The sequence below is a fragment of the Streptomyces thermoalcalitolerans genome (assembly GCF_039525155.1).
GTDB lineage: Bacteria > Actinomycetota > Actinomycetes > Streptomycetales > Streptomycetaceae > Streptomyces > Streptomyces thermovulgaris.
The window spans coordinates 87,796-108,220 of the sequence record NZ_BAAAHG010000006.1 but is presented as its reverse complement, the minus strand read 5'-3'; the positions used below and the strand labels follow the sequence as shown (position 1 = coordinate 108,220).

Here is a 20,425-nt window from a genome sequence, read left to right as displayed (position 1 = left end):
GACCACGGAACGGCCGTTCCCGGCCGACGAATGGCACGATGGCCGCCTTTGTCCGAGGAGCGGGAACGGGCGGTCGAAGCACACGAGGGAGCGGATCCACGGAACTCCCACGCGGAGGACCTTCTCGTCGCGATCGCGGGCTCTCCCTTCGACCGAATCGTCCACGCGCGTCACGTCCATGGACCGGAACTCCTCGTGGGACGGGGAGTCATGGGGAGCCCGATGCCAGGGGCTTTTCCGGTGACAAACAAAATTGTCGTGATCTTCAGTCGTCAAATCGGTGATGTTAGCCTTGGCGCCCCGTGCGCACATTTGATCAAGGGGGCAGGGTTCGGCAGTGGGCGCAGGAGAGGACTTCGGTCCCTGGCTGACGAGTCAGTTGCAACGCGCGAACATGAACCAGGCCGACTTGGCGAAGCGCATCGGGCTCACCCGTGCCGCCGTCTCCGCCTGGACGGCCGGGCGAGCGGTTCCCCGGGACGAGACGATGCGTGCCATCGCCGAGGTTTTCGGTGTGGAGTACACGACCATGCACACCCGCACGACGGACATCGTGAACAGCGGTCGCCCTGTGAGCTGGTACCACCGCCCCGCCTACGTCGACGGCGGCCGTGACTTCGGCAACGCCGCGACGTTCGCCTTCGAGGCGGACATGGAGGTCCTGGCCCGCGAGGCCACGCAGAACAGCCTCGACGAACGGCTCGACCGCAGCAGCCCCGTGCGCGTCCGTTACACCGTCCATGAGCTGACCGGAGAGGCCCTCGCCCGATTCCGCGAGGCCATCCGCTGGGACGGCCTCCTCCCGCACTACGAGGCGGCTGCGGCGCAGGAGCAGAAGGTCGGACGTGTCATCGCCGAGGGACTGCGGGACATGTACGAGCGCGACCGTCTCGTGCTGTTGCGAGTCGACGACTACAACGCCTCGGGCCTCACCGGCGACGACTACGAGGACGGCCGCTTCGCCGCCGTCGTACGGCGGCAGCTCGACAGCCGGAAGTCCGACATGAGCGCGGGCGGTTCGTACGGCCTGGGCAAGGCCACCCTCTGGGCAACCAGTCGACTCGGCATGGTGCTCATCAACTCCACGCTTTCCGCACCGCACGAGGGGAGGACCGAGCGACGTCTCATAGGACGGCTGGACCTTCCGTGGCGGGTCGTGGACGGAAAGGCGTTCGCCGGACCGGCCTGGTTCGGTGAACCCGACACCGCACCCGGCAGCGAAGGAGTCGCCAGGTCGTGGTGGGCCGACGAGGACACGGTGGCACGGCTCCACCTCACTCGTGAAAGCCCCGAGCCGGGCACCTCCTTCCTGATCGTCGGGGCGTACGACGTGGCGAGCAGGGCGACCGATCCCGCGCAAGGTGCCGACGAGGCCGACGACGAGGAGACGGCGCAGGCGATGCACGAACGTCTCGTCGACGCGCTGGGGCGCAATTTCTGGGCAGCCATGACGGCCGGTCGCAACGCGACTCCCCTCCTCGAGGCCTCCGTGCGGACACTGCGCAACGGCCGTGTGCTGATCGACGAGGAACGCGTGGACCCCTACCGCGCGCAACCGTCCCGTACCAGGGCGCTCAAGGCGTACCTCGACGGAGAGACCGTCGACCGCCTGACGGAGACCGGGCAGGTCGCCCATGTGCGCGTGCCGTTGACCGTCCCCGCGCGGCGCGGGCAGCGCGGCACGGTCGAGCACGAGGCCGTGCTTCTCGTCACCTCGGCCGAGGACAGGGACGGCAAGCCCAACCAGATGGTCATGATGCGCGGCAACCGCATGGTGATCCGACAGGCACGGGTGCCGGACCTGCCGCTCGGCACCAATCCGTTCCAGGCCGTTCTGCTGGCCGGTCGCGCCGCGGGCGAGCATGCTCCCCATGCGGAGTCGGCGGAGGCGTTCCTCCGGGCGTCGGAGCCTCCGGAGCACGACAAGTGGGGGCAGACGGACGAACTGCGTGCGGTCTACTCGGCCGGAGCCCACCGCAGGATCCAGGAGTTCACGAGCGCGGCGTACCGGTCCGTGCGCGAACTCGTCGGTCGTTCCCAGGTGAAGAGCAAGGAAGGCCCGCAAGCGTTGCGCGATCTGCTGCGGCTCGACGGCGGACCGAGCCCGGGCGCACGGGGCGGAGGAGTACCGACGATCCGGGGGCTGGACGCTCGACTCGACGAGACGGGCGCCTGGCACGTGACGGCGGAGGTGCGGCTTCCCGCCGGTCGGGACCCCTGGCTCCTCGGCCCGGTGGCCAAGTTCGACGTCCGCTCCGGGCCACGGCCCTCCGTGGACTGGTCGGAGATCGTCGCAGGGAAGAACTGCAGGGTCGTGGGTGACAAGCTGCTCTTCGAGGCAGGTGCTCGCAGCGCGTCGTTCAGCGCAATCACCGATGTGTCCACCCACCCGGTTCGAGCGGAGCTCGCGGGACTGATCGTCGAGTTGCAGAAGGCCAGGGGGACCTCCGAGTGAAGATCTATCCGTACAAGAGGATCACAGGAGAGATCGACTTCGAGGTCACGAGCGTCCGGCAGGAGCGCGAGGGCTTCTATCAGCACGACCTGGAGACCTGGGCGTTCTCCACCCAGGAGCGGGTCGTCGCGCTGCACCAGGTGGAGCGCGACGACTGGGAGAGCGTGCGCCTCGGCCTCTCCGCGACCTTGCCCGCCAGGGAACTTGCCGAAGGGCCCTGGACCGACCTCTCGGTGATCGCCGTGCTCACCGAGAAGGCGACCAACTCCCGTACCACCGCTCGACTCGATCCGGTGGAGGGGAGGGACGGTGCGTGGAGCGGCCACCTGCGGTTCTGGAGGTCGTCCTATCGCAGTCGGGCCGACCTGTCCGTGGTCGTCGTCGCCACCGTCGACGGAGTGCGGGGCAGGATGATCGGCAGGGCGGAGGAGCCCTGGATCGTGGACCTGACTGCCCGTGCACCCGTACGGCAACGGGAAATGATCGTCAATCAGGTCGACTTCACCACCGGTCCCGAGTGGCTGCGCCCCTTCCGGGACGCACCTTGGCTCGTGGAGACATCGGGCGACCTCCCGACCGTGCACCTCAACACCGGGTTCGAGGGCGTGTCGGAACTCCTCGACTCGTCCGGAGGCCCGTTGGAGCGAGCCGTACGGGACATGCTTGCCGCCCAGATCGCGACCGATGTGTGGACGGCCGTCTTCCACTCCGCGGTCGGCGACCTGGAGGTGGACGAGCACGGGGATCCGCAGTGGCCGGGCGGATGGCGGGACGCGGTGTTGCGCGGAATGCTCGCCGACGTCCTGCCGGACCACTCGGAGGCCGACGCGCTGCGCGAGATCGACGCCCGGCGCAGGGAAGGCGCCGGATGGAACGAACTGCAGTCGCGCATCAACTACGCAGCCGGGAGGCGGGCGAAGGTGGCCAAGAACCTGGGTACGGCGATCCGGGCCCTCGACGCGGTGCAGAGGGAGAGCCGAGCATGACCGACAAGCCGGAGCATCTGCCGGAGCGTCTGGCCCTGCTCGCCGACGTCAATGCGGCGAGGTTTCTGACCACGGGAGTTCTCTCCGGGCACGAGGCGCCCCCCTGCGTCGCGTTGAACAGGATCACTGAGCCGGTGACCGCCACGGGTGCGCGTGCCGAGGTCGCCCCGATACGGGATCTCGTCGACCACGCGATGCACCTTTTCCGGGACGACGTCCGCACCAAGGCGGACGCATGGCTCGCGCCACGACTGCACGCCGCACTGCGGCTGAGTCGACGGGAGGCGGCCGACAGCAGGCTGTGGAACTTCCTGGCCCTGGCCGTCGCTCCGGACTACGTGGTGTGGCGTCACCTGCCGACCAAGGGCCGAAACGGGCTGCCTCCCATGGTCGCGGCGAGCAGATTCTCCGGTGCCCACTACACGCAGGTCTTCTCACGACTGTGGTGGGCCGCCGAGCTGTTCCGGGACGGCAGCGACTACGGGCCGGTGGAGGTGGCCTGCGGGAACCAGGACGTCCTGAACACCGTTCTGCGCCTCGACATCATCGATCACCGGCCCACGGCACAGGCGCTGATACGACTCGTGGCCAAAGGGACGGTGACCACGGGCCGCGAGGTCAACGCCCTCGCGGTGGTGGCGAACGCGGCTGCGAGCACGCTGATGTACGACGTGCTCGCCGAGGACGAGGACTGGGACGGCGGTGCATTCGACGCGTGGGTCGAGGAGGCGGACTCGGCTCCGCCGGTGCCGCGCACCGCTCTTCCGACAGGACCGGACGACGGTCCCGTGCCGCAGGCGGCCGTCGACGTCCTGGTCGATCTCTTCGAGGAACTTTTCAAGGAAGCCCGGGTCCGGGGCAGGGACGAGGACACGGAACGGTCCGAGGACTGACCCCGGGCGGACCGACCCGTGTCCGTTCGAAGCCGCGTCTTCACCGAAGAGGAGCCACAGGCGGATGCGGCGGCCTGGTCGGGCATTTGTCCTTGTCGCCGCAACCGATCTTGCGCAGACGCTCCCTTTCTTCCTCCGAGATCCTCGGCCACTCGTCCATTTTGTCGAGTGCCTCCGCCACACGGGCCTCTCCGAGGCCGAGTGCGGCTGCGAGCAGGTGCACGCCGAAGCGGGGCGGAACGGCGTTGCCCACCTGTTGCGCCTGGTCCCGTCCTCCCCACGGGAAGTTCGCGGGGAAAGTCTGGAGAATCCCTGCCTCGGGGATGGTGAACCGGGGAAGAGGACGGCCATCGGGGGTTTCCACGACGTTCCGTGAAATCTTTCCGGTGACGGTGAAGGCCGGTTGATCCGAAGTGCGGCGACCCCGGTTCTTCGGGTCTCCACCGGAACCGTAGTTCGAGACGACCACGTAGGGCTCGGGGCGTCCCAGTTCCCTGCTGGTCCCTCGCAGTGCCTCACCCATGGACACCCAGGGTTCACGCTCTTTTCTGCCCGAATGGGGTTTCTCGACGTGCCCGGCTTCTTCGCGGAGGGCCTCGTCGAAAGTGATCAGGCCGGCGGGTGCGATTTCGCCCTTCTGTCGGGTGAACGCCTTGTGGGTCTTCTGAGGCAGCGACACCTGACCGAATTCCGCGAGGCGTGCAATGAGCACCGCACGGCGGCGGGTCTGGGGGACTCCGTACTCCTCCGTGTGAAGCACCTTGCACTCGGCCCGGTACTTGATCCTCCCGGGAAGAACGCCGCTCTCCAGTACTTCCTTGTAGGCATTCCAGACGGGAAGAACCGCAGGGACCTGTTCGAGGACGATCGCCTCGTAGGGCTTGCCGTTCTCGATCGCCGCCATGACCCACCTGAGCGGTTCCAGCACCAGGGCGGTGCGCGGGTCTCCCAGGGCGGCCAGCTCTCTGTCGATCTCCTCGGAGCTCTCCTCGCGGGCCACCAGTCGTTTGATGAAGCTCTCCACCTCGGTCAAAGCACGGCGCCCGGCTCCGTTGCCCGCCACCGAGAACGTCTGGCACGGCGGGCCGCCGACCAGGACGTTGATGTCGTCCGGGAGTTCGTCGAAGCGTTCGGTGCGCATGGTGCGCACATCGGCGTGGATCGTCGGAAGGCCGGCCGAGTAGCGAGTCTCGCACGCGTTGGCGTCCCACTCGATGCCGATGCTCTCCCATCCGAGGAAGTGTGCGGCCACATCGAGCCCACCCGGCCCGGCGAAAAGGTCCAGGACATGTATTTTCTCCGTGTCACGAGAGCTGTTCGTGAATGCGGAGTCGGGTGTTGCCGGGCTGGTCATGGGGTCGAAGTGTAGCCGGCCGGGGACTTGTGCTCACTCTCCGAGTGCCTTGCGGACGGAGAGGCCCAGGGCCTTGCCGACCGGGGGCGGCGATGCATGGCCGATCTGGCGATAACGGGCGGTCTTGCCGCCGGCGAATCGCCAGTCCTCGGGAAAAGATTGGAGCAGGGCCGCCTGGCTGTTGGTGATCTTGACCATGCCCGCCGGGCCCAGCGACGGATCCCACACGAAGTCGGGGCCGGGGACGTCGTCACCGAGCGACCCTGCGTTGACCCCGATCCGAGCCCAGGCCTTCTTCGTTCCCGTCGGCCCCAGATCCGCTCCGCCCCGGTTCTCCGAGCCGCCGACCAGAGTCGGCGCGACGACGGCCGCCTGTTCTGCCCACGCATCCGCCTGGGGCCAGCCGCGTGACGCCATCGAGTCCCGCAGGGCCTGCCCCACGGTCACATGTTCGTGGACGGTGGGCGACGGAGGGCGGAAGGCGTCGAAACAGCGGCTCTTCAGTGCCACCAGAACACCCTGCCTGCGCTCCTGGGGGACGCCGAAGTCGGCCGCGTTGAGCACGAACCAGCAGAAACGGTACCCGAGATGCTCCAACTCGCTGCGGACGAAGCCTCTCACGTCCTCGAAGTCCGGGTGGTCGACCAGCTCGGGAACGTTCTCGATCAGCAGGGCGCGCGGCTGTACGGCGTGGACCAGATACACCGTTGCCCGAATCAGCTCGCATTCCTTGTCGCTGTCCGTCCGCTTGTGCGTCGCGGAGGACCGGACCCGGGGCAGGCCCGCCGACAGCAGGTCGACGTCGTAGCTCTCCGGGTGCTCGATCGGATCGAAGTCCCGCAGATCGGTGTTCAGGACGTTCCACCCGGGACGGTTCAGGCGGAGCGTCTCACATGCCACCGCCTTGTTGTCCAGGAGCAGGGTCGGTTCGAAACCCGCCTGTTCCAGACCCAGTGCCAGGCCGCCCGCGCCCGCGCACACGTCGACGAACCTGAGTGTCCTCATGGAGCCGTGCTCTTCCTCCGTCGAGCAGCGTGCTCGGCCTGCTTGCTCGCGACGACCTCCTGCACGCGCAGGGCGACCTTCAGCGGGTCCTCGTGCTCCCAGAAGCGCAGCACGGTCCAACCCGCTTCCGTGAGATGCCCGGTGGTCTCGATGTCCCGGCGCATGTTGCGGTCGAGCTTCCTTCGCCACCATTCCGAGTTCGCCTTGGGGTGCGTGGCGTGCTCGGGGCAGCCGTGCCAGAAGCAGCCGTCCATGAAGATCGCGACCCTGTACTTGCCGAAAGCGATGTCGATGGTGCGGCGGGACATCCCCGGCACCGGCACGTTCACGCGGTACCGCAGGCCTGCGGCGTGCAGGAGCCGCCGAACCGCGATCTCCGGAGCGGTGTCGCGGGAGCCCTGTCGGCTCATGCGGGCGGAGACGGCGGCGGAGGACGGGACGGCTTCGGACACGCTGCCATTCTGCCGGCGCGCTGCGTGACAAGGACCAAGTCCTTGCAGTCCTGTCGGAGCGACCCGCAGTCCTGTCGGAGCGACCCGGCGTCGGACACGAGCCACAGCGCTCCCGGCTTCGATTCACCTGCCCCGTCGCCCCTGCGAGGTCCGGCGCCTGGGCCTGTCCGACGGCTTCGAGATCAGCTCGGGCACCACTGCCCTTGTTCTCGCCGGCGTCGTCTGGGACGTGGTGACGACCCTGCTGCTGCCCGCCGGACTTGCCCTCAACCGGCACTGCAAGGCCAAGTACTCCTCCCTTCTGCAGGCCGTCGGATACACGCTGGTGACCGACCGGACGGGACGGATGCGGTATGTGCCGCCGGACGGGCGGCTTCCCGGGCACGGCAATCCGTTCGCCGGAGGGATGTAGAGCGCGGTGCGGGGTGCGTCTGCCACCGAGCTGTACGGGGGTTTCCAGCCGTTCCCGCTCTCGGCGGCACCTCTGGTCAGGGAGCCCGCCAGACCGTCAGGTCCGCCATGACGAAGCCGGCCTCCGGCAGCGCGGTCGACTTTGTCTCGATGACGAGCAGCGCGATGTCCCCCGAGGGGTGCTTGACACAGATCTCGCTGCCGCTTGCCGCTGCGGCCAGCTCGATGCGGTGGTCATCGGTGTGGGTGAGGGCGGAGCGGCACGAATCGAGGGTGGCTCCTGGCTTGTCGAACAGCAGGGCCATCACGCTGGTGTCGCTCTCCAGCTCGCAGCCGGTCAGCTTGCAGCCGAAACGGATGTCCCCCTTGCGGTCCTTGCGTGTGGCTCCCTCCTTGATGTCCAGGGAGTTCTCCCTGTCCAGGAACTGGGCGGGGTACGGCTCAGCCGGTGGCGGCTTGGGCGCGGTGGAGGAGGGGCGCGACGTTCCCAGTGCCTCGTCATCGGTCCCTGCGGTCGGCGATGAGGACGCCGACGACCGTGCGGACGCTTCCGGGCCGGACGTCGAGGGCGAGGCCGCGCTTCGGTGGCGGAGCCGGTCCGCTGTTTCCAGGACCGTCCACGTCAGGCCCGTCAGCAGCAGCCCGCCCGCTGCCACGGCGGCGGCCGTGATCAGCGCGATGCGTCGTCTGCGGGCCCGTCGTTCCTCCGGCCCCATCGGTTGCGGCTGCGGCGGCTGTGGCCACCCCGGTTGCAGCGGCGCGGGCTGGTGCCCCGCCGGCTGCGGCCATGTGGCCATCGGCAGGGTGTATGCCGGGGTGGGATCGGGCACCGGGGGCGGAACCTTCACCTCCGGTCCTGCGATCTCCCGCCAGACGGCCGGTCCTCCGCCTGCGTCGGCCTCCCCGCCCAGGCGCTGCCGGCACCACCTGACGACTTCCGCCGGGGTGGCGCGCTCCTCCGGGTCGGCGGCCAGGCACCGGGTGAGCAACGGACGGAGCTGTTCCGGCAGAAGGGACAGGTCGGGTTCGGAGTTCACGATCCGGTACAGCACACTGACCGCGGGGCCGTCCCCGTACAGCGGCTCGCCCAGCGCCGCGAACGCCGCTGTCTGACCGAGCGCGAAGATGTCGGTCGCCGCGGTGATCTCGCCCCCGGACGCCTGCTCGGGAGCCATGAACGAGGGCGTGCCGATGGTGGCGCCCGTGGCCGTGTGCGAGGTGACGTCGGAGGCCAGCGCGATGCCGAAGTCGATCACACGCGGACCGTCGGCGGCCAGCAGGACGTTCGACGGCTTCAGATCCCGGTGCACGACTCCCGCGTCGTGAATGGCCTGCAGCGCCTCGGCCACCCCCGCCATCAGCCACAGCACCGCCGGAACCGGCAGCGGTCCGCGCCGGGCGACGACCTCGGCCAGGGAGGGCCCGGGCACGTACACCGTGGCCAGCCAGGGCGGTACGCCGTCCACATCGGCGTCGATCAGCTCGGCGGTGTAGGCGCCCCGGACCCGCCGGGCTGCAGTGACCTCCCGGCGGAACCGCCGCCGGAAGTCCGGGTCGTCGGCCAGCTCCGGCCGTACCACCTTGATCGCCACCGGTCGGCCGCCCTGCGTGTGCGACAAGTAGACCCGGCCCATGCCCCCCGCGCCGAGCCGGGCGGCGAGACGGTAACCGCCCACCACAGGCGGATCGTCCGCCTGCAGCGGCTTGAACACCTCCGTCGCATCCGCGTTGTTCACCGGTCTCTGCCCCCTGATTCCCGACCCCGTGCTCTGACTGGTTGCCGACAAGCAGCACCCTAAAGGGTGTTGAAGAGGACATGATCATGCGGTCCGGAGTGAACGGCCGGTCCGGGCGGTCATGTTCCTCGTCTTCCGGTTCCTCTCCTTCCGGCGGCGGTCGTCAGGTCGGTCGGGAAAGAGGTGCGGTTTCTGCGTGTCTCAGTGATTCTCGCCCCAGCAGGTTGTCGATCCCATCGAATACGACGGCCCGTCAGGCGGCCTCGCCCGCGCGCAGGATGGTGGTGCGGAACTCCGCCACCAGGGGACGCAGGTCGACCCGGTGCCATGCGGCCCACAGTTGGACGCGGGTCTCGTGCCAGGGGAGTTCGCGCACCGCGACCTCCTCGGTGGTGGCGTGGGCCATGCTCTTTTGCACAAGGGCGAAGCCGAGTCCGGAGGCGACCAGGCCGAGCGCGGTCAGGGGCTCGGCGGCCTCCAGGCGGATGTCGGGCGTGAAGCCGGCGGCCGTGCAGGTGGCGATGAACGTGTCCCGCCAGGCGGGGTCCTGGGTGTTCTCGATGGCGATCCAGGGCCGGCCGTCGAGATCGCCGGGGGTCACCTTCTCCTGGTCGGCGAGTGGATGTCCCGCGGGCAGGGCGAGGAGCAGCGGGTCCTCGAGCAGGGGTGCGGCCAGCAGATCGGGGTCGTCCGCGCCCGGGGGCTCGTGGACGAGCGCGATGTCGAGGCTGCGCTGCCGCAGGCCCTCGAACTGCTCGGCGGGCGGAAGGTTGTACAGGGCGATGTGGACGCCGGGGCGTTCGCCGTGCAGGGTGCGCAGCGCGCTGGGCAGGATGCCGGTGTGCATGGCGTCCGCGACATAGCCGATGCACAGACCGCCTTCCTCTCCGCGGCCCAGTCGGCGGCCCAGGTTCTCCAGACGGTCCGCGTGCCGCAGCAGCGCGCGGGCCTCGGCCAGGAAGACCTAGCCGTCCCGGGTGAGCCGGATTCTCTGCTGACTGCGTTCGAACAGGGTGAGGCCCAGCTTCTGTTCGAGCTGCGCGATCTGCCGGCTGAGCGGCGACTGGGAGATGTGCAGCCGTTCGGCGGCCCGGCCGACGTGCTCGGTCTCGGCGACGGTGACGAAGTAGTGGAGTTGCCGCAGGTCAAGCATGGTAAGACCTTTGATGACTCAAGTATGTCCAAGTAAGTCTTGGACAGTCTCAACTGTAGCTCCTAGCGTCGAAGGCGTCAGGGCGACGGAGTGCGCGTAAGGCGCATAAGCCATGTAAGTCGCGCACGACCCAAAGAGGTCGCAGGTCATGTCCGTCGTCATCCGTACAGCAAGGAGCTGCACCCCATGTCCATTACGTCCTTCCTGCCCGGCCGTCTGGGCTTCGGTACCGCACCGCTGGGCAACATGTTCCGGGCCATCCCCGAGGAGGAGGCCGCGGCCACCGTGGAGGCCGCCTGGGACAAGGGCATCCGCTACTTCGACACCGCGCCCTTCTACGGTGCGGGCCTGTCCGAGATCCGGCTGGGCAAGGTACTGGCCGACCGCCCCCGCGACGAGTTCGTCCTGAGCACGAAGGTCGGCCGGGTCATCCTCGACGAGATCGAGGATCCCTCCGCCCGCGACCTGGGCGAGAAGGGCGGGCTCTTCGCGCACGGACGCCCCAACAAGATCGTCAACGACTACTCGGCCGACGCCACGCTGCGCTCCATCGAGGACAGCCTCAAGCGGCTGGGGACGGACCGTCTCGACATCGTGTGGGTGCACGACGTCGCGCAGGACTTCTACGGCGACGAGTGGCTTGCCGCGTACGAAAGCGCCCGCACCGGTGCGTTCCGGGTGCTGCAGCGGCTCCGTGACGAAGGCGTCATCAAGGCCTGGGGTCTTGGGGTCAACCGGGTCGAGCCCCTGGAGGTGACGCTGGACCTCGACGAGCCGAAGCCGGACGCGTTCCTCCTCGCCGGCCGCTACACCCTGCTCGACCACGAGCGCGCGCTGCAGCGGCTGCTGCCGGCCGCGCGGGAGCAGAACGTCGACATCGTCGTCGGCGGACCGTACAGCTCCGGTGTGCTGGCCGGGGGACAGCACTTCGAGTACCAGAAGGCCCCCGCGGAGGTCGTGACCAAGGTGGAGCGCGTCAAGGCGCTCGCACGGCAGCACGGCGTCGGCGTCAAGGCGGCAGCGCTGCAGTTCTCCCTGGCGCACCCCGCGGTCGCCGCGGTCATTCCCGGTGCCTCCCGGCCGAGCCGCATCGCGGAGGACGTCGCCGCACTCGAGGAGAAGATCCCGGCGGCCTTCTGGGCGGCTCTGCGGACGGAGGGGCTGATTGCTCAGGACGCTCCCGTACCCGGCGTCTGACTCCTGCCCCTGCCCTTCCTCCTCGGGTACCTCGCCCTACCTCTTCGGGTACCTCATCCCCCCTTTCCTTCATTTCCTTCAGGAGACGACAACCATGGCGACCACGACCGCGACCCTCGACATCCCCGTGCCCGCCGAGCGCGTCTGGGACCTCATCGGCGGCTTCGACTCCCTGCCCGACTGGCTGCCCTACATTCCCCAGAGCACCCTCAGCGAGGGCGGCCGTGTCCGCAGCCTCACGAACGAGGAGGGCGAGGTCATCGTCGAACGCCTCGAAGCCTTCGACAACCAGGCGCGCTCCTACAGCTACTCCATCCTCAAGGCGCCGTTCCCCGTCACCGGCTACCGTTCCACCCTCACCGTGCACGAGGTGTCCGACGGACACAGCCGTGTGGAGTGGACCGGCAGCTTCACCCCGGCAGGGGCGAGCGAAGAGGAAGTGATCGCCCTGTTCCACGGTATTTACACCGATGGACTGGCCGCGCTGAAGAAGACGCTCGGGGCGTGAGCACGGATCCGGGATGCCCGGTGACGCCGCCCGATTGGCCCGGTTGTGCATGACGGCGGCGACCGGCCCCACGGGGACGGCGGCGACCAACCCACGGGACGGGGCCTCGCAGGCTCCGTCCCGCTGGTCTCTTTGTTCTTGTGTCCCTGTGTTCCTGTGTCCCTGTGTTCCTCGGTGTCAGGGGTGGGCGAGCCGGTCGATCTCGGTGAGCACCGCCTCCACGTAGGGGCGCACCTGCGCCTTCAGTTCCCGGCTCCAGTGCTCCTCGGAGTAACGGCAGGTGAGGTACAGCGTTCTGGCGTGTTCCAGGACGGGGCGCCGTTGCGGGGGAAGCCGGGGGAGTGCCCAGTCGGCGGCGGCGTCCTTCGGCCGGATCTCGCCGGTGGCGAGCGTGGTCCAGACGCGTGCCAGGGTCAGGACGACATTGCGGGTGTCGCCGTCCAGGTCCTCGAGCAGGCCGGGGATGCCGGCCGCACTCGACCGGGCCAGGTCGGCGGGCGGGACGCGGTCCAGCACCTCGGCCGGAGGCGGGCCGCTGACGGGGCGGTCGCCGGCCAGCACCGTCGTGATCAGAAGCGCCAGGTCCGGCATCGGCTCCGGCTGCGGGAGCCCGCCCGCCTCGAACCGGTCGCGCAGCCACTCGCCGTAGAGGAAGTCACCGGTCGGGGGGAACCGCCACGGGCGGACGTCGGACTGGACGACGACCGTGAGCTCGACCGGGCGGGCCGCCTCCGTGGAACCGGAGCCGGAGATGCTCAGCAGCCCGTCGAGGAGCGCCCGTCGCTCCCGGCCGTTCATACGCCGCCGGGAGACGACCAGGACGTCCACGTCGCTGGCCGGTTTGAGGCCGCCGAGGACGAAGGACCCGTGGAGGTACGTTCCGATCGCGGTGGCCCCCAGCACCTCGTCGACCAGCTCCGCCACCTTCTGCACCTGATCCATCGCAGCAGCATGCCCTCCCGGTTCGTCCGGCCGCATTCGCGTTGCGCGGGCGGACGGCGGTTGTCGTCGCAGGGGACTCGCGAGTGAGCCGCAGGTGAACGGGAGGCGCCCGTCAGAGGGTTCCGGAGGGGTCGGCCGTTCCGTGGCACTCCCCGTACGTCCGGCCGGAGCCGCACCAGCACTCCGCTCCCCGCTGCGGCGGCCAGGCCACCGCCCGTCCGCGGGCCGCCAGCGTCGTCGCGTACTGCGGCAGCAGCGTCGCGTCGGACGGGCTCGCGCCCTCCGAGGCGGCGAAGGCCTCGTAGGAGGGGACCGTGCCGGTGACGATGCCCAGGTTCGAGGTGCCGGAGGAGGCCAGCTCGCGCAGGGAGGCCTCTGTCGTCGCCAGATGGATCTCGTGGGAGGGGTACTCCGCGGTCAGCTCGGGATAGGACGCGAGGAGTTCGGTCAGTTCCGCCTTCGGCCAGTGGAGGACCGCCACGGGGAAGGGGCGGGAGAGGGCGGCGCGGTAGGCGCCCAGTTCGGCGCGGAGGCGGGTGATCTCCGCTGCCAGTTCGTCCGGGTTCTCCGAGCCCAGGGACCAGACCCGTTTCGGGTCGTGCAGTTCGTCCAGGGAGACCGGGGAGGTGTGGAGGGTGTCGGCCAGCAGGTCCCAGGCGTCGTGGCCGGCGCCCAGCATGCGGCGTACGCGGTGACGGCCGAAGAGGAGGGGGTGGGTGTCGTACGGGGGGTCCGTGGCGTCCGTGCTGTCCTTCAGCAGCAGCTCCACTCCCTCCGTGAATGTCTCGTGGGCCGCCTCCAGCTCGTCGTGGGACTCCAGGGACTCCGCCACGATCACCCAGGGAGCCGGGTCCCGGGGCGCCGCGGAACGGATGCCCTCGATGATCGCTCTCGCCTCCGCCTCGTGCCCGTACTCCCAGAGGTTGGAGGCCTTCAGGGCCCGGACCAGGCAGGGGTTCTCCAGGGAGCCGGGGGAGGACAGCAGACGGTCGTAGAGGGCGGCCGCGGCGGGGCGGTCGCCGGACAGTTCCAGATGGGCCGCGGCGCGGAGGAGGAGGGCCTCGGCGTCCTCGGGATACAGGTCGGCGATCCGGCGGAGGCGGGCTGCCTCGGCGGCGTGGTCGACGTTCTCGGCGGGGGTGTCGGGGCGCATGGGGGACACCGTACTGCCCGACGACGGCCCACGGGATGGCTTCTCGCCTCGGTTTCCCCAGGGCCGGGCGGTTCTCCTCCCGTCGGCCCCCAAGGGGGTGAGCCGATCGAACGGCCCTGATATAACCGGAAGTCCACAGCCGTGCGCAGAGCAGTGAGGGAGGGGAGCCGGCATGACCCGCCGCCGGGTTGGTCCGCATCTCCTCGCCCCGCTGCTGCTTCTGCTGCTGCCGGCCGTTCTGCTCGACACCGGTGGTCTCTTCGCGACCGTCGCCGTCGCTCTCGCCACGACCGCCGCCGCCGGAGCCGCGCTGGTGGCCTGTGCGGCGCTGGCCGCGCGCTCCGTACCGGTCGTGACGCCCACTCGGGTGCGTACGGCCATACGTGACCGGGCCCTTCGTACGGCCTTCCTGCCGCAACGGGACCCCGACGCCGCGGGACGGCGCCGGCCCAGAGCGCCCGGACGTGCCCTTCCGGCGATCGCCGCGTAGGGCACACCACTCCATCCCCACCACGTCGTGTGACCCTGCGCGGGTCGTCATGCCGCCATCCCTGTACGCCACGCCGTACGTCCGGCACGACAAGACCCCCCGGAGGGCTCACCCATGTCCGTTTTCGCCCGTCTGGTGGAGCTGCTCGCCGAGCTGCTCCAGCCGCTGTTCCACGCTTCCGCGGCCGCCGCCGCGATCGTGCTGTTCACCGCGCTTGTACGCCTGCTCCTCCTTCCCCTCTCCCTGGCCGCCGCGCGCGGGCAGAAGGCGCGGGCCGCGCTCCAGCCGCAGGTCGACGCACTGCGGAGGAAGTACCGGAGGGACCCCGAGAGACTGCAGAAGGCCGTGCTGGAACTGCACGCCCGGGAGAAGGTGTCGCCGCTGTCGGGCTGCCTGCCCAGCCTGCTGCAACTGCCCGCCTTCTTCCTGCTCTACCACCTGTTCTCGAGCACGCCGGCGGACGGCGGGGGCGGGCTGCTCAGCCACCGGCTGCTGGCCGCGCCGCTCGACGGGCGGTGGACCGACGCCCTCGCGCAGGGCGGGGTGTTCGGGGCCGCGGGGACGGTGTATCTGGGGCTGTTCGCGGTCGTGGGCCTGGTGGCCGCCTTCGGTTTCCTTCAGTCGAGGCGGAGCCTGGCCGCTGCGGGGGCCGTCGGCAGGGTCGCACCGTTCCTGTCCTTCTTCACCCTGGTCACCGTGGCCGTGGTGCCGCTGGCCGCCGCTTTGTACGTGGTGACCAGTACGGCATGGAGTGTGGCCGAACGGGCCGTGCTCCACCGGTGAGCCGGCCGGCCCGGACCGCTCCTGCCGGCCGCCGGCAGGAGCGGGGCCACCGGGCGGGGGCCAGGAGCGGCACCACCAGGCGGGATCAGTCTCCGGAGGTCACTTCGAGGTCACCTCCAGCAGGGACGCCAGCCTGCGCCACTCCTGCCGCGGCAGGGCGTCACGGGGGCCGTCGGTGATCACCTGGAGGGCCACATGGTCCGCGCCCGCCGCATGGAACTCCTCGATGCGGTCGCGGATGCGGGACTCCTCGCCCCAGGCGAACAGCGCGTCGATCAGACGGTCGCTGCCGCCGCCGGCGAGGTCGGACTCGGTGAAGCCGAGACGCAGGAAGTTGGTGGTGTAGTTCGGCAGCTCGAGGTAGGGGGCGAGGGAGGAGCGGGCCACCGTGCGGGCGCGGGCCGGATCGGTCTCCAGGACGACCTTGAACTCCGGGGCCAGCAGGGTGGCCTCGCCCAGGAGGGTGCGGGCCCGCGCGGTGTGGTCCGGCGTGACCAGGTACGGGATCGCACCGGCCGCCCGGTCCCGGGACAGCTCCAGCATCCTCGGGCCGAGGGCGGCGAGCACCCGGCGCCCGGCGGGCACGCCGCCCCCGCCCGACCGGTCGAGCTCGTCGAGCCGGTCCAGGTAGCCGACCATCGACGCGTACGGCTTGTGGTACTGCTGCACGCGCGGACCGTGGCTCACGCCCAGGCCCAGCACGAAGCGGCCGGGGTGGGCGGCTTCCAGCTCGGTGAACTCCGCCGCGGTGGCGGCGGGATCCTGCTGCCAGATGTTCTGGATGCTGGTGGCGACGACGATCCGCCCGGTCGCCTCGATCAGCGGGGCGGCGTTGCGGGCGGTGCTGTTGCCGCCCAGCCAGACGGCTCCGTAGCCGAGCTCCTCTAACTCGGACGCGGCCTCGGCGAGTTCGCCGCGCCGGGCCGCGTCCTCCGAGCGGAGTCCGATGCTCCAGATGCCGTACCGGCCGATGGTCTCCCGCAGACGGCCCGTGGTGTCGCTCATCGGTTCGATCCCTCCGGACGGGGGTGGGTGCTGTCCTTGATCGTCACATGGTCCTTGATCACCACGCGTACGGCACCTTCCCACCGGAGGGCGTCCGGGAACCGGTCTCCGGCTTCCCTCGGGAGCACTAACGCCGTCGTGCCAGGAACCGCTCCAGCGCCTCGACCACCATCCGGTGGTCCTCCAGCTGCGGCAGGCCGGACACCGTCACCGCGCCGATCACGCCCGCGCCCTCGACATGGAGCGGGAACGAGCCGCCGTGGGCCGCGTAGCGGTCCGGGTCCAGGCGGGAGGACTCCTCGAAGGTCGTGCCCTTGGCGCGGAAACGGGCGCCCACCAGATAGGAGGAGGAGCCGTAGCGCTCCACCACCCGGCGTTTGCGGGCGATCCAGGCGTCGTTGTCGGGGGTGGAGCCGGGGAGGGCCGCGTGGAAGAGCTGCTGGCCGGCGCGATGGATGTCGACGGCGACCGGGGCCTGGCGCTCGCGGGCCATCTCCACCAGCAGACAGCCCAGCTCCCAGGCGTCGTCGTGGGTGAAGCGGGGGAGGACCAGGCGGCGTTCCTGGGCCTCCAGCTCCTCGATGCCCGGGGCCGGCCGGGGGGCGTCGGCCGTCGTGGTGCCGTCGGTCGTCACAGCGTCACCACCACACCGTCGCGGGCCGAGCGGCGGGCCGCCTCCAGGACGTCGAGCGCGGCAGCCGCCTCCAGGGCGGTCACCGGGTTCGGGGCGCCCTCGCGCAGGGCGGCGGCCACGGCCGCGTAGTACGCCGGGTAGTCGCCGGGCAGGGTCGGCACGGGACGGCCGCCGCCGGTCACCGGGGACTCGCCGGAGCCGATGCGGCCCCACAGTGCCTCGTCCTCCGTGCCCCAGCCCTCGGGCCCCGGGAGCTTCCCCTCCCGCAGCGCGTCCTCCTGCGGGTCCAGGCCGTACTTCACATAGCCCGCCTGTGAGCCCAGCACCCTGAAGCGCGGGCCGAGCTGGGCGGCCGTCGCGGAGACGTACAGGTGGGAGCGGACGCCGTTCGCGTGCGTGAGCGCGATGAACGTGTCGTCGTCGGTCTTTGCGCCCTCACGGCGGACCACCGTCTCGGCGTACACCCGGGTGACCGGACCGAACAGGACCAGGGCCTGGTCGACCACATGACTGCCGAGGTCGTACAGAAGGCCCCCGAGCTCCGCGGGGTCGCCCGACTCCCGCCAGCCGCCCTTCGGCTTCGGCCGCCAGCGCTCGAAGCGGGACTCGAACCGCCACACATCGCCCAGCTCGCCCTCGGCGATCAGCTTGCGGAGGGTGAGGAAGTCGTTGTCCCAGCGGCGGTTCTGGAAGACGGACAGCAGCAGGCCGCGCTCCTCGGCCAGGGCCGCGAGGTCCCGCGCCTCGGCCGCCGTACCGGAGACCGGCTTGTCCACGACCACCGGCAGACCCGCCTTCAGGGCGGTCGTGGCGAGCGGGACGTGGGTCTTGTTCGGGGAGGCGACGACGATCAGGTCCAGCTCGTCGGCGCGGGCGAACAGCTCGTCGGCGGTGGCGACGATCCGGGCGTCCGGGAACTGCGCCCGGGCCTGTTCCTGGCGCTGCGGGTTCGAGGTGACGACCGTGTCGAGGGTCAGACCCTCGGTCGTGGCGATCAGCGGGGCGTGGAAGACGGAGCCGGCGAGACCGTAGCCGACCAGGCCCACGCGGAGGGAGGTACCAGTCATGGCCCCTACTTTCGCAACGCTGTTGCTGAAGTGCAAGCGTGGGGTCAGAATGGGGACGTGAGCACGAGGACCAGCAAGACGGGCACAGTGACGGTCCCGAGAGGCACGGGCCGTGGAACCGCCGGGGCGAATCTGCTCGCCCTGCGCAGCCACAACACCGCGCTGGTGCTCGATCTGCTGCGCGAGGCGGGCACGGAGGGGATCAGCCGGCTGGAGCTCGCCGAGCGGACCGGGCTCACCCCGCAGGCGGTCAGCAAGATCACCGCGCGGGTGCGGGAGCAGGGGCTCGCCGCGGAGGCGGGGCGGCGGGCGTCCACCGGGGGAAAGCCGCGCACGGTGCTGCGCCTGGTGCCGGAGGCGGGGCACGCGGTGGGGGTGCGCATCGACCGGGACGAGGTACGGACGGTCGTCGTCGACCTGAACGGCACCGTGGTCGGGGAACGGAGCCGCCCGCTGGACCTGGGAGCGGGCGCGCAGGACGTCGTCGAGGCGGTGGCGCTGGAGGTGGAGGGGCTGGTGGAGGAGGTGTCCGGGGCGTTCGGCCACGGTTTCCTCGAGTCCCTCATCGGCGTCGGGATCGCGCTGCCCGGACCGCTCGACCACGGGCGCGGAGTGCTGCACCGGGTGACCGGATTCCCCGAGTGGGACGGATTTCCGCTGCGGGACGCGCTCGCACGGCGGCTCGGCCTGCCCGTGGTGGTCGACAAGGACACGAACGCCGCAGCCCTGGGGCTGTCGGTCGCGGGGGAGGGCGGGTCGTTCGCGTATCTGCATCTGGGCACCGGCCTGGGAGCCGGGCTCGTGATCGGGGGCCATGTGCACCGGGGGGCGCGGACCGGGGCCGGGGAGTTCGGGCACCAGGTGATCCAGCTGGACGGACCCGTGTGCGGGTGCGGGGACCGGGGGTGCATCGAGGTGCTGTGCCTGACGGCCGTGGAACGGGGGGAGCTGGGAGAGGCGGCACGGGTGCTGGGAGCCGGGGCCGCGAACCTCGTGGGACTGCTGGACATCGAGCTGGTGCTGCTCGGGGGACGGACGGTGGCCGCCGCTCCGGAGGTGTTCGTGAACGGGGTGAGCGCGATGGTCGCCGCACGGGCCCGGCGGGAGGGCATGCCGGGCGGAGCGGTGCCGGTGCGGGTCGCGCCGGGCGGGGAGCGGGGAGTCGCGGAGGGAGCGGCCCAGCTGCTTCTCGCGCCGATGTTCGGACGAGGGGACGGGTGACGACGGGCCCGCGTGCGCACCGGCTGCCCGCAGCGGTGCCGCGGGCGGTCGAGGTCAGAGGCCCGAAACCGGAGGACCGCCGTCGGCCGCGGTACATGCCCCACCCACACAGTGGCCCTTGTGCCATAGTGCGGACATGGGCCGATGAAGGCAGATGGGAGGGCATCCCATGAAGTTCGCGGTCATCGGCGGTACCGGGCTGATCGGATCGAAAGTCGTCAGGAAACTGAACGCCGCCGGGCACGAGGCGGTACCGCACGCGCAGTCCACCGGAGTCGACGTCATCGGCGGCCAGGGACTGGACGAGGCGATGGCGGAGGCCGGTGTCGTCGTCAACCTGACGAACTCCCCGACCTTCGACGAGGCCTCCGCGGCCTTCTTCCGGACCTCCATGGACAACCTCCTGGCCGCGGCCCGCAGGGGCGGCGCGGGCCACTTCGTCATCCTCTCGATCGTCGGCGCGGACCAGGTGCCGGAGCTGGACTACTACCGGGCCAAGGTGCTCCAGGAGCGCATCCTCGCGGCCGGGCCGATCCCCTACTCGATCGTCCGGGCGACGCAGTTCATGGAGTTCATGGACGCCGCTCTGTCCTGGACCACCGAAGGCGACACCGTCCGGCTGCCCGCCACGCCGATCCAACCGATCGCCGCCGAGGACGTGGCCGAGGCGGTGGCGGAGGTCGCCGCGGGCGCCCCGCTGAACGGTGTGCGCAATGTCGCCGGCCCCGAGGTCTTCCCCCTGGACGAGCTGGGCCGTATGACCCTGTCCCGCAGGGGCGACCGCCGTACCGTCGTCACCGACCCCACCGCCGGCATGTTCGCCCTCGTCAAGGGCGATGTCCTCACCGACCGGCACGCTCACCTCGCCCCCACTCGCTACGCCGACTGGCTCTCCTGAGAGCGGACGGGCTCTTTCCTGAGAGCACCTGTCGCTCTCCAAGCGGGAAGCCGAGCGCAGGCACTGTCCGCCGAACCGTTTC

The 20,425-nt window shown here is 70.4% G+C and carries 21 protein-coding genes; 10 read left to right on the top strand and 11 right to left on the bottom strand.

Annotated elements, in window-relative coordinates; genetic code table 11:
- The first annotated feature begins 337 nt into the window (after positions 1 to 337).
- Genes ABD224_RS06235 through ABD224_RS06225 form a run of 3 tightly spaced genes read left to right on the top strand, consistent with a single transcriptional unit; the run spans position 338 to position 4,334 of the window.
- Complete coding sequence (locus ABD224_RS06235) at positions 338 to 2,455, top strand: helix-turn-helix transcriptional regulator (RefSeq protein ID WP_344047654.1); 2,118 nt, start codon at positions 338 to 340, stop codon at positions 2,453 to 2,455.
- Entirely contained in the window at positions 2,452 to 3,441 is a 990-nt protein-coding gene (locus ABD224_RS06230) for a hypothetical protein (RefSeq protein ID WP_344047652.1), read from the top strand. Before ABD224_RS06235 ends, ABD224_RS06230 begins: the two co-directional genes overlap by 4 nt.
- Positions 3,438 to 4,334, top strand: a complete 897-nt coding sequence (locus ABD224_RS06225; RefSeq protein ID WP_344047650.1) for a DUF6339 family protein — start codon at positions 3,438 to 3,440, stop codon at positions 4,332 to 4,334. The genes ABD224_RS06230 and ABD224_RS06225 overlap by 4 nt, the downstream gene beginning before the upstream one ends.
- A 40-nt stretch (positions 4,335 to 4,374) precedes the next feature.
- Here ABD224_RS06225 and ABD224_RS06220 read toward each other — a convergent pair whose 3' ends face one another.
- The 3 genes from ABD224_RS06220 to ABD224_RS06210 are packed head-to-tail and all read right to left on the bottom strand — an operon-like array spanning position 4,375 to position 7,145.
- Positions 4,375 to 5,688, bottom strand: coding sequence for a DNA cytosine methyltransferase (locus ABD224_RS06220; RefSeq protein ID WP_344047648.1), 1,314 nt, complete (start codon positions 5,686 to 5,688; stop codon positions 4,375 to 4,377).
- 33 nt (positions 5,689 to 5,721) lie between these two features.
- Positions 5,722 to 6,693: a DNA cytosine methyltransferase gene (locus ABD224_RS06215; RefSeq protein ID WP_344047646.1), complete on the bottom strand. Its 972-nt coding sequence runs from the start codon at positions 6,691 to 6,693 to the stop codon at positions 5,722 to 5,724.
- Positions 6,690 to 7,145, bottom strand: coding sequence for a very short patch repair endonuclease (locus tag ABD224_RS06210; protein ID WP_344047644.1), 456 nt, complete (start codon positions 7,143 to 7,145; stop codon positions 6,690 to 6,692). Before ABD224_RS06210 ends, ABD224_RS06215 begins: the two co-directional genes overlap by 4 nt.
- Before the next feature lie 229 nt (positions 7,146 to 7,374).
- Here ABD224_RS06210 and ABD224_RS06205 point away from each other — a divergent pair, with 229 nt between their 5' ends.
- Entirely contained in the window at positions 7,375 to 7,557 is a 183-nt protein-coding gene (locus ABD224_RS06205; RefSeq protein ID WP_344047642.1) for a hypothetical protein, read from the top strand.
- A 76-nt stretch (positions 7,558 to 7,633) separates the two neighbouring features.
- Here the strand turns inward: ABD224_RS06205 and ABD224_RS06200 are convergent, their stop codons facing one another.
- From ABD224_RS06200 to ABD224_RS06190, 3 genes are all read right to left on the bottom strand, one after another.
- The gene (locus ABD224_RS06200; protein WP_344047640.1) at positions 7,634 to 9,292 is read right to left on the bottom strand and encodes a serine/threonine-protein kinase; all 1,659 of its coding nucleotides are present in this window, start codon (positions 9,290 to 9,292) and stop codon (positions 7,634 to 7,636) included.
- 253 nt (positions 9,293 to 9,545) lie between these two features.
- Positions 9,546 to 10,139, bottom strand: a complete 594-nt coding sequence (locus ABD224_RS06195) for a LysR family substrate-binding domain-containing protein (RefSeq protein WP_344047638.1) — start codon at positions 10,137 to 10,139, stop codon at positions 9,546 to 9,548.
- A 117-nt stretch (positions 10,140 to 10,256) separates the two neighbouring features.
- Complete coding sequence (locus ABD224_RS06190; protein ID WP_344047636.1) at positions 10,257 to 10,445, bottom strand: LysR family transcriptional regulator; 189 nt, start codon at positions 10,443 to 10,445, stop codon at positions 10,257 to 10,259.
- A gap of 186 nt (positions 10,446 to 10,631) precedes the next feature.
- Here ABD224_RS06190 and ABD224_RS06185 point away from each other — a divergent pair, with 186 nt between their 5' ends.
- Together ABD224_RS06185 and ABD224_RS06180 are read left to right on the top strand one after the other, a co-directional pair.
- On the top strand, positions 10,632 to 11,642 hold the full coding sequence (locus ABD224_RS06185) for an aldo/keto reductase (RefSeq protein WP_344047634.1): 1,011 nt from the start codon (positions 10,632 to 10,634) through the stop codon (positions 11,640 to 11,642).
- A 94-nt stretch (positions 11,643 to 11,736) separates the two neighbouring features.
- Complete coding sequence (locus tag ABD224_RS06180) at positions 11,737 to 12,150, top strand: SRPBCC family protein (protein WP_344047631.1); 414 nt, start codon at positions 11,737 to 11,739, stop codon at positions 12,148 to 12,150.
- A 177-nt stretch (positions 12,151 to 12,327) separates the two neighbouring features.
- On the opposite strand, the gene ABD224_RS06175 is transcribed toward ABD224_RS06180, so the two are convergent.
- On the bottom strand, positions 12,328 to 13,092 hold the full coding sequence (locus ABD224_RS06175) for an aminoglycoside adenylyltransferase family protein (RefSeq protein ID WP_344047629.1): 765 nt from the start codon (positions 13,090 to 13,092) through the stop codon (positions 12,328 to 12,330).
- 112 nt (positions 13,093 to 13,204) lie between these two features.
- A complete protein-coding gene (locus ABD224_RS06170; protein ID WP_344047627.1) occupies positions 13,205 to 14,245 on the bottom strand; it encodes an SEC-C metal-binding domain-containing protein in 1,041 nt (346 codons plus the stop codon).
- Between the two features lie 172 nt (positions 14,246 to 14,417).
- Here ABD224_RS06170 and ABD224_RS06165 point away from each other — a divergent pair, with 172 nt between their 5' ends.
- On the top strand, positions 14,418 to 14,735 hold the full coding sequence (locus tag ABD224_RS06165) for a DUF6412 domain-containing protein (RefSeq protein ID WP_344047625.1): 318 nt from the start codon (positions 14,418 to 14,420) through the stop codon (positions 14,733 to 14,735).
- A 114-nt stretch (positions 14,736 to 14,849) separates the two neighbouring features.
- Positions 14,850 to 15,518 (top strand): YidC/Oxa1 family membrane protein insertase, encoded by a 669-nt coding sequence (locus ABD224_RS06160; protein ID WP_344047623.1) that lies wholly within the window; start codon positions 14,850 to 14,852, stop codon positions 15,516 to 15,518.
- Between the two features lie 99 nt (positions 15,519 to 15,617).
- Here the strand turns inward: ABD224_RS06160 and ABD224_RS06155 are convergent, their stop codons facing one another.
- The 3 genes from ABD224_RS06155 to ABD224_RS06145 all read right to left on the bottom strand — a co-directional run bounded on the left by ABD224_RS06155 (position 15,618) and on the right by ABD224_RS06145 (position 18,224).
- On the bottom strand, positions 15,618 to 16,523 hold the full coding sequence (locus tag ABD224_RS06155; RefSeq protein ID WP_344047621.1) for an LLM class F420-dependent oxidoreductase: 906 nt from the start codon (positions 16,521 to 16,523) through the stop codon (positions 15,618 to 15,620).
- A 127-nt stretch (positions 16,524 to 16,650) separates the two neighbouring features.
- Complete coding sequence (locus ABD224_RS06150; protein ID WP_344047619.1) at positions 16,651 to 17,157, bottom strand: heme-degrading domain-containing protein; 507 nt, start codon at positions 17,155 to 17,157, stop codon at positions 16,651 to 16,653.
- Complete coding sequence (locus ABD224_RS06145; protein WP_344047617.1) at positions 17,154 to 18,224, bottom strand: Gfo/Idh/MocA family oxidoreductase; 1,071 nt, start codon at positions 18,222 to 18,224, stop codon at positions 17,154 to 17,156. Before ABD224_RS06145 ends, ABD224_RS06150 begins: the two co-directional genes overlap by 4 nt.
- A gap of 57 nt (positions 18,225 to 18,281) precedes the next feature.
- Here ABD224_RS06145 and ABD224_RS06140 point away from each other — a divergent pair, with 57 nt between their 5' ends.
- Together ABD224_RS06140 and ABD224_RS06135 are read left to right on the top strand one after the other, a co-directional pair.
- Positions 18,282 to 19,445 carry an ROK family transcriptional regulator gene (locus tag ABD224_RS06140; protein WP_425580921.1) on the top strand — a complete coding sequence of 388 codons (1,164 nt, stop codon included), beginning with the start codon at positions 18,282 to 18,284 and terminating at the stop codon, positions 19,443 to 19,445.
- A gap of 169 nt (positions 19,446 to 19,614) precedes the next feature.
- A complete protein-coding gene (locus ABD224_RS06135) occupies positions 19,615 to 20,343 on the top strand; it encodes an SDR family oxidoreductase (RefSeq protein ID WP_344047615.1) in 729 nt (242 codons plus the stop codon).
- Positions 20,344 to 20,425: the final 82 nt, after the last annotated feature.

Excerpts from the sequence above, each read along its gene's own strand:
- ABD224_RS06195 (WP_344047638.1), bottom strand. The coding sequence starts at position 10,139 with ATGCACACCGGCATCCTGCCCAGCGCGCTGCGCACCCTGCACGGCGAA.
- ABD224_RS06180 (WP_344047631.1), top strand. The coding sequence starts at position 11,737 with ATGGCGACCACGACCGCGACCCTCGACATCCCCGTGCCCGCCGAGCGC.
- ABD224_RS06160 (WP_344047623.1), top strand. The coding sequence starts at position 14,850 with ATGTCCGTTTTCGCCCGTCTGGTGGAGCTGCTCGCCGAGCTGCTCCAG.
- ABD224_RS06165 (WP_344047625.1), top strand. The coding sequence starts at position 14,418 with ATGACCCGCCGCCGGGTTGGTCCGCATCTCCTCGCCCCGCTGCTGCTT.
- ABD224_RS06185 (WP_344047634.1), top strand. The coding sequence starts at position 10,632 with ATGTCCATTACGTCCTTCCTGCCCGGCCGTCTGGGCTTCGGTACCGCA.
- ABD224_RS06135 (WP_344047615.1), top strand. The coding sequence starts at position 19,615 with ATGAAGTTCGCGGTCATCGGCGGTACCGGGCTGATCGGATCGAAAGTC.
- ABD224_RS06155 (WP_344047621.1), bottom strand. The coding sequence starts at position 16,523 with ATGAGCGACACCACGGGCCGTCTGCGGGAGACCATCGGCCGGTACGGC.
- ABD224_RS06220 (WP_344047648.1), bottom strand. The coding sequence starts at position 5,688 with ATGACCAGCCCGGCAACACCCGACTCCGCATTCACGAACAGCTCTCGT.
- ABD224_RS06145 (WP_344047617.1), bottom strand. The coding sequence starts at position 18,224 with ATGACTGGTACCTCCCTCCGCGTGGGCCTGGTCGGCTACGGTCTCGCC.
- ABD224_RS06225 (WP_344047650.1), top strand. The coding sequence starts at position 3,438 with ATGACCGACAAGCCGGAGCATCTGCCGGAGCGTCTGGCCCTGCTCGCC.
- ABD224_RS06175 (WP_344047629.1), bottom strand. The coding sequence starts at position 13,092 with ATGGATCAGGTGCAGAAGGTGGCGGAGCTGGTCGACGAGGTGCTGGGG.
- ABD224_RS06215 (WP_344047646.1), bottom strand. The coding sequence starts at position 6,693 with ATGAGGACACTCAGGTTCGTCGACGTGTGCGCGGGCGCGGGCGGCCTG.
- ABD224_RS06190 (WP_344047636.1), bottom strand. The coding sequence starts at position 10,445 with ATGCTTGACCTGCGGCAACTCCACTACTTCGTCACCGTCGCCGAGACC.
- ABD224_RS06170 (WP_344047627.1), bottom strand. The coding sequence starts at position 14,245 with ATGCGCCCCGACACCCCCGCCGAGAACGTCGACCACGCCGCCGAGGCA.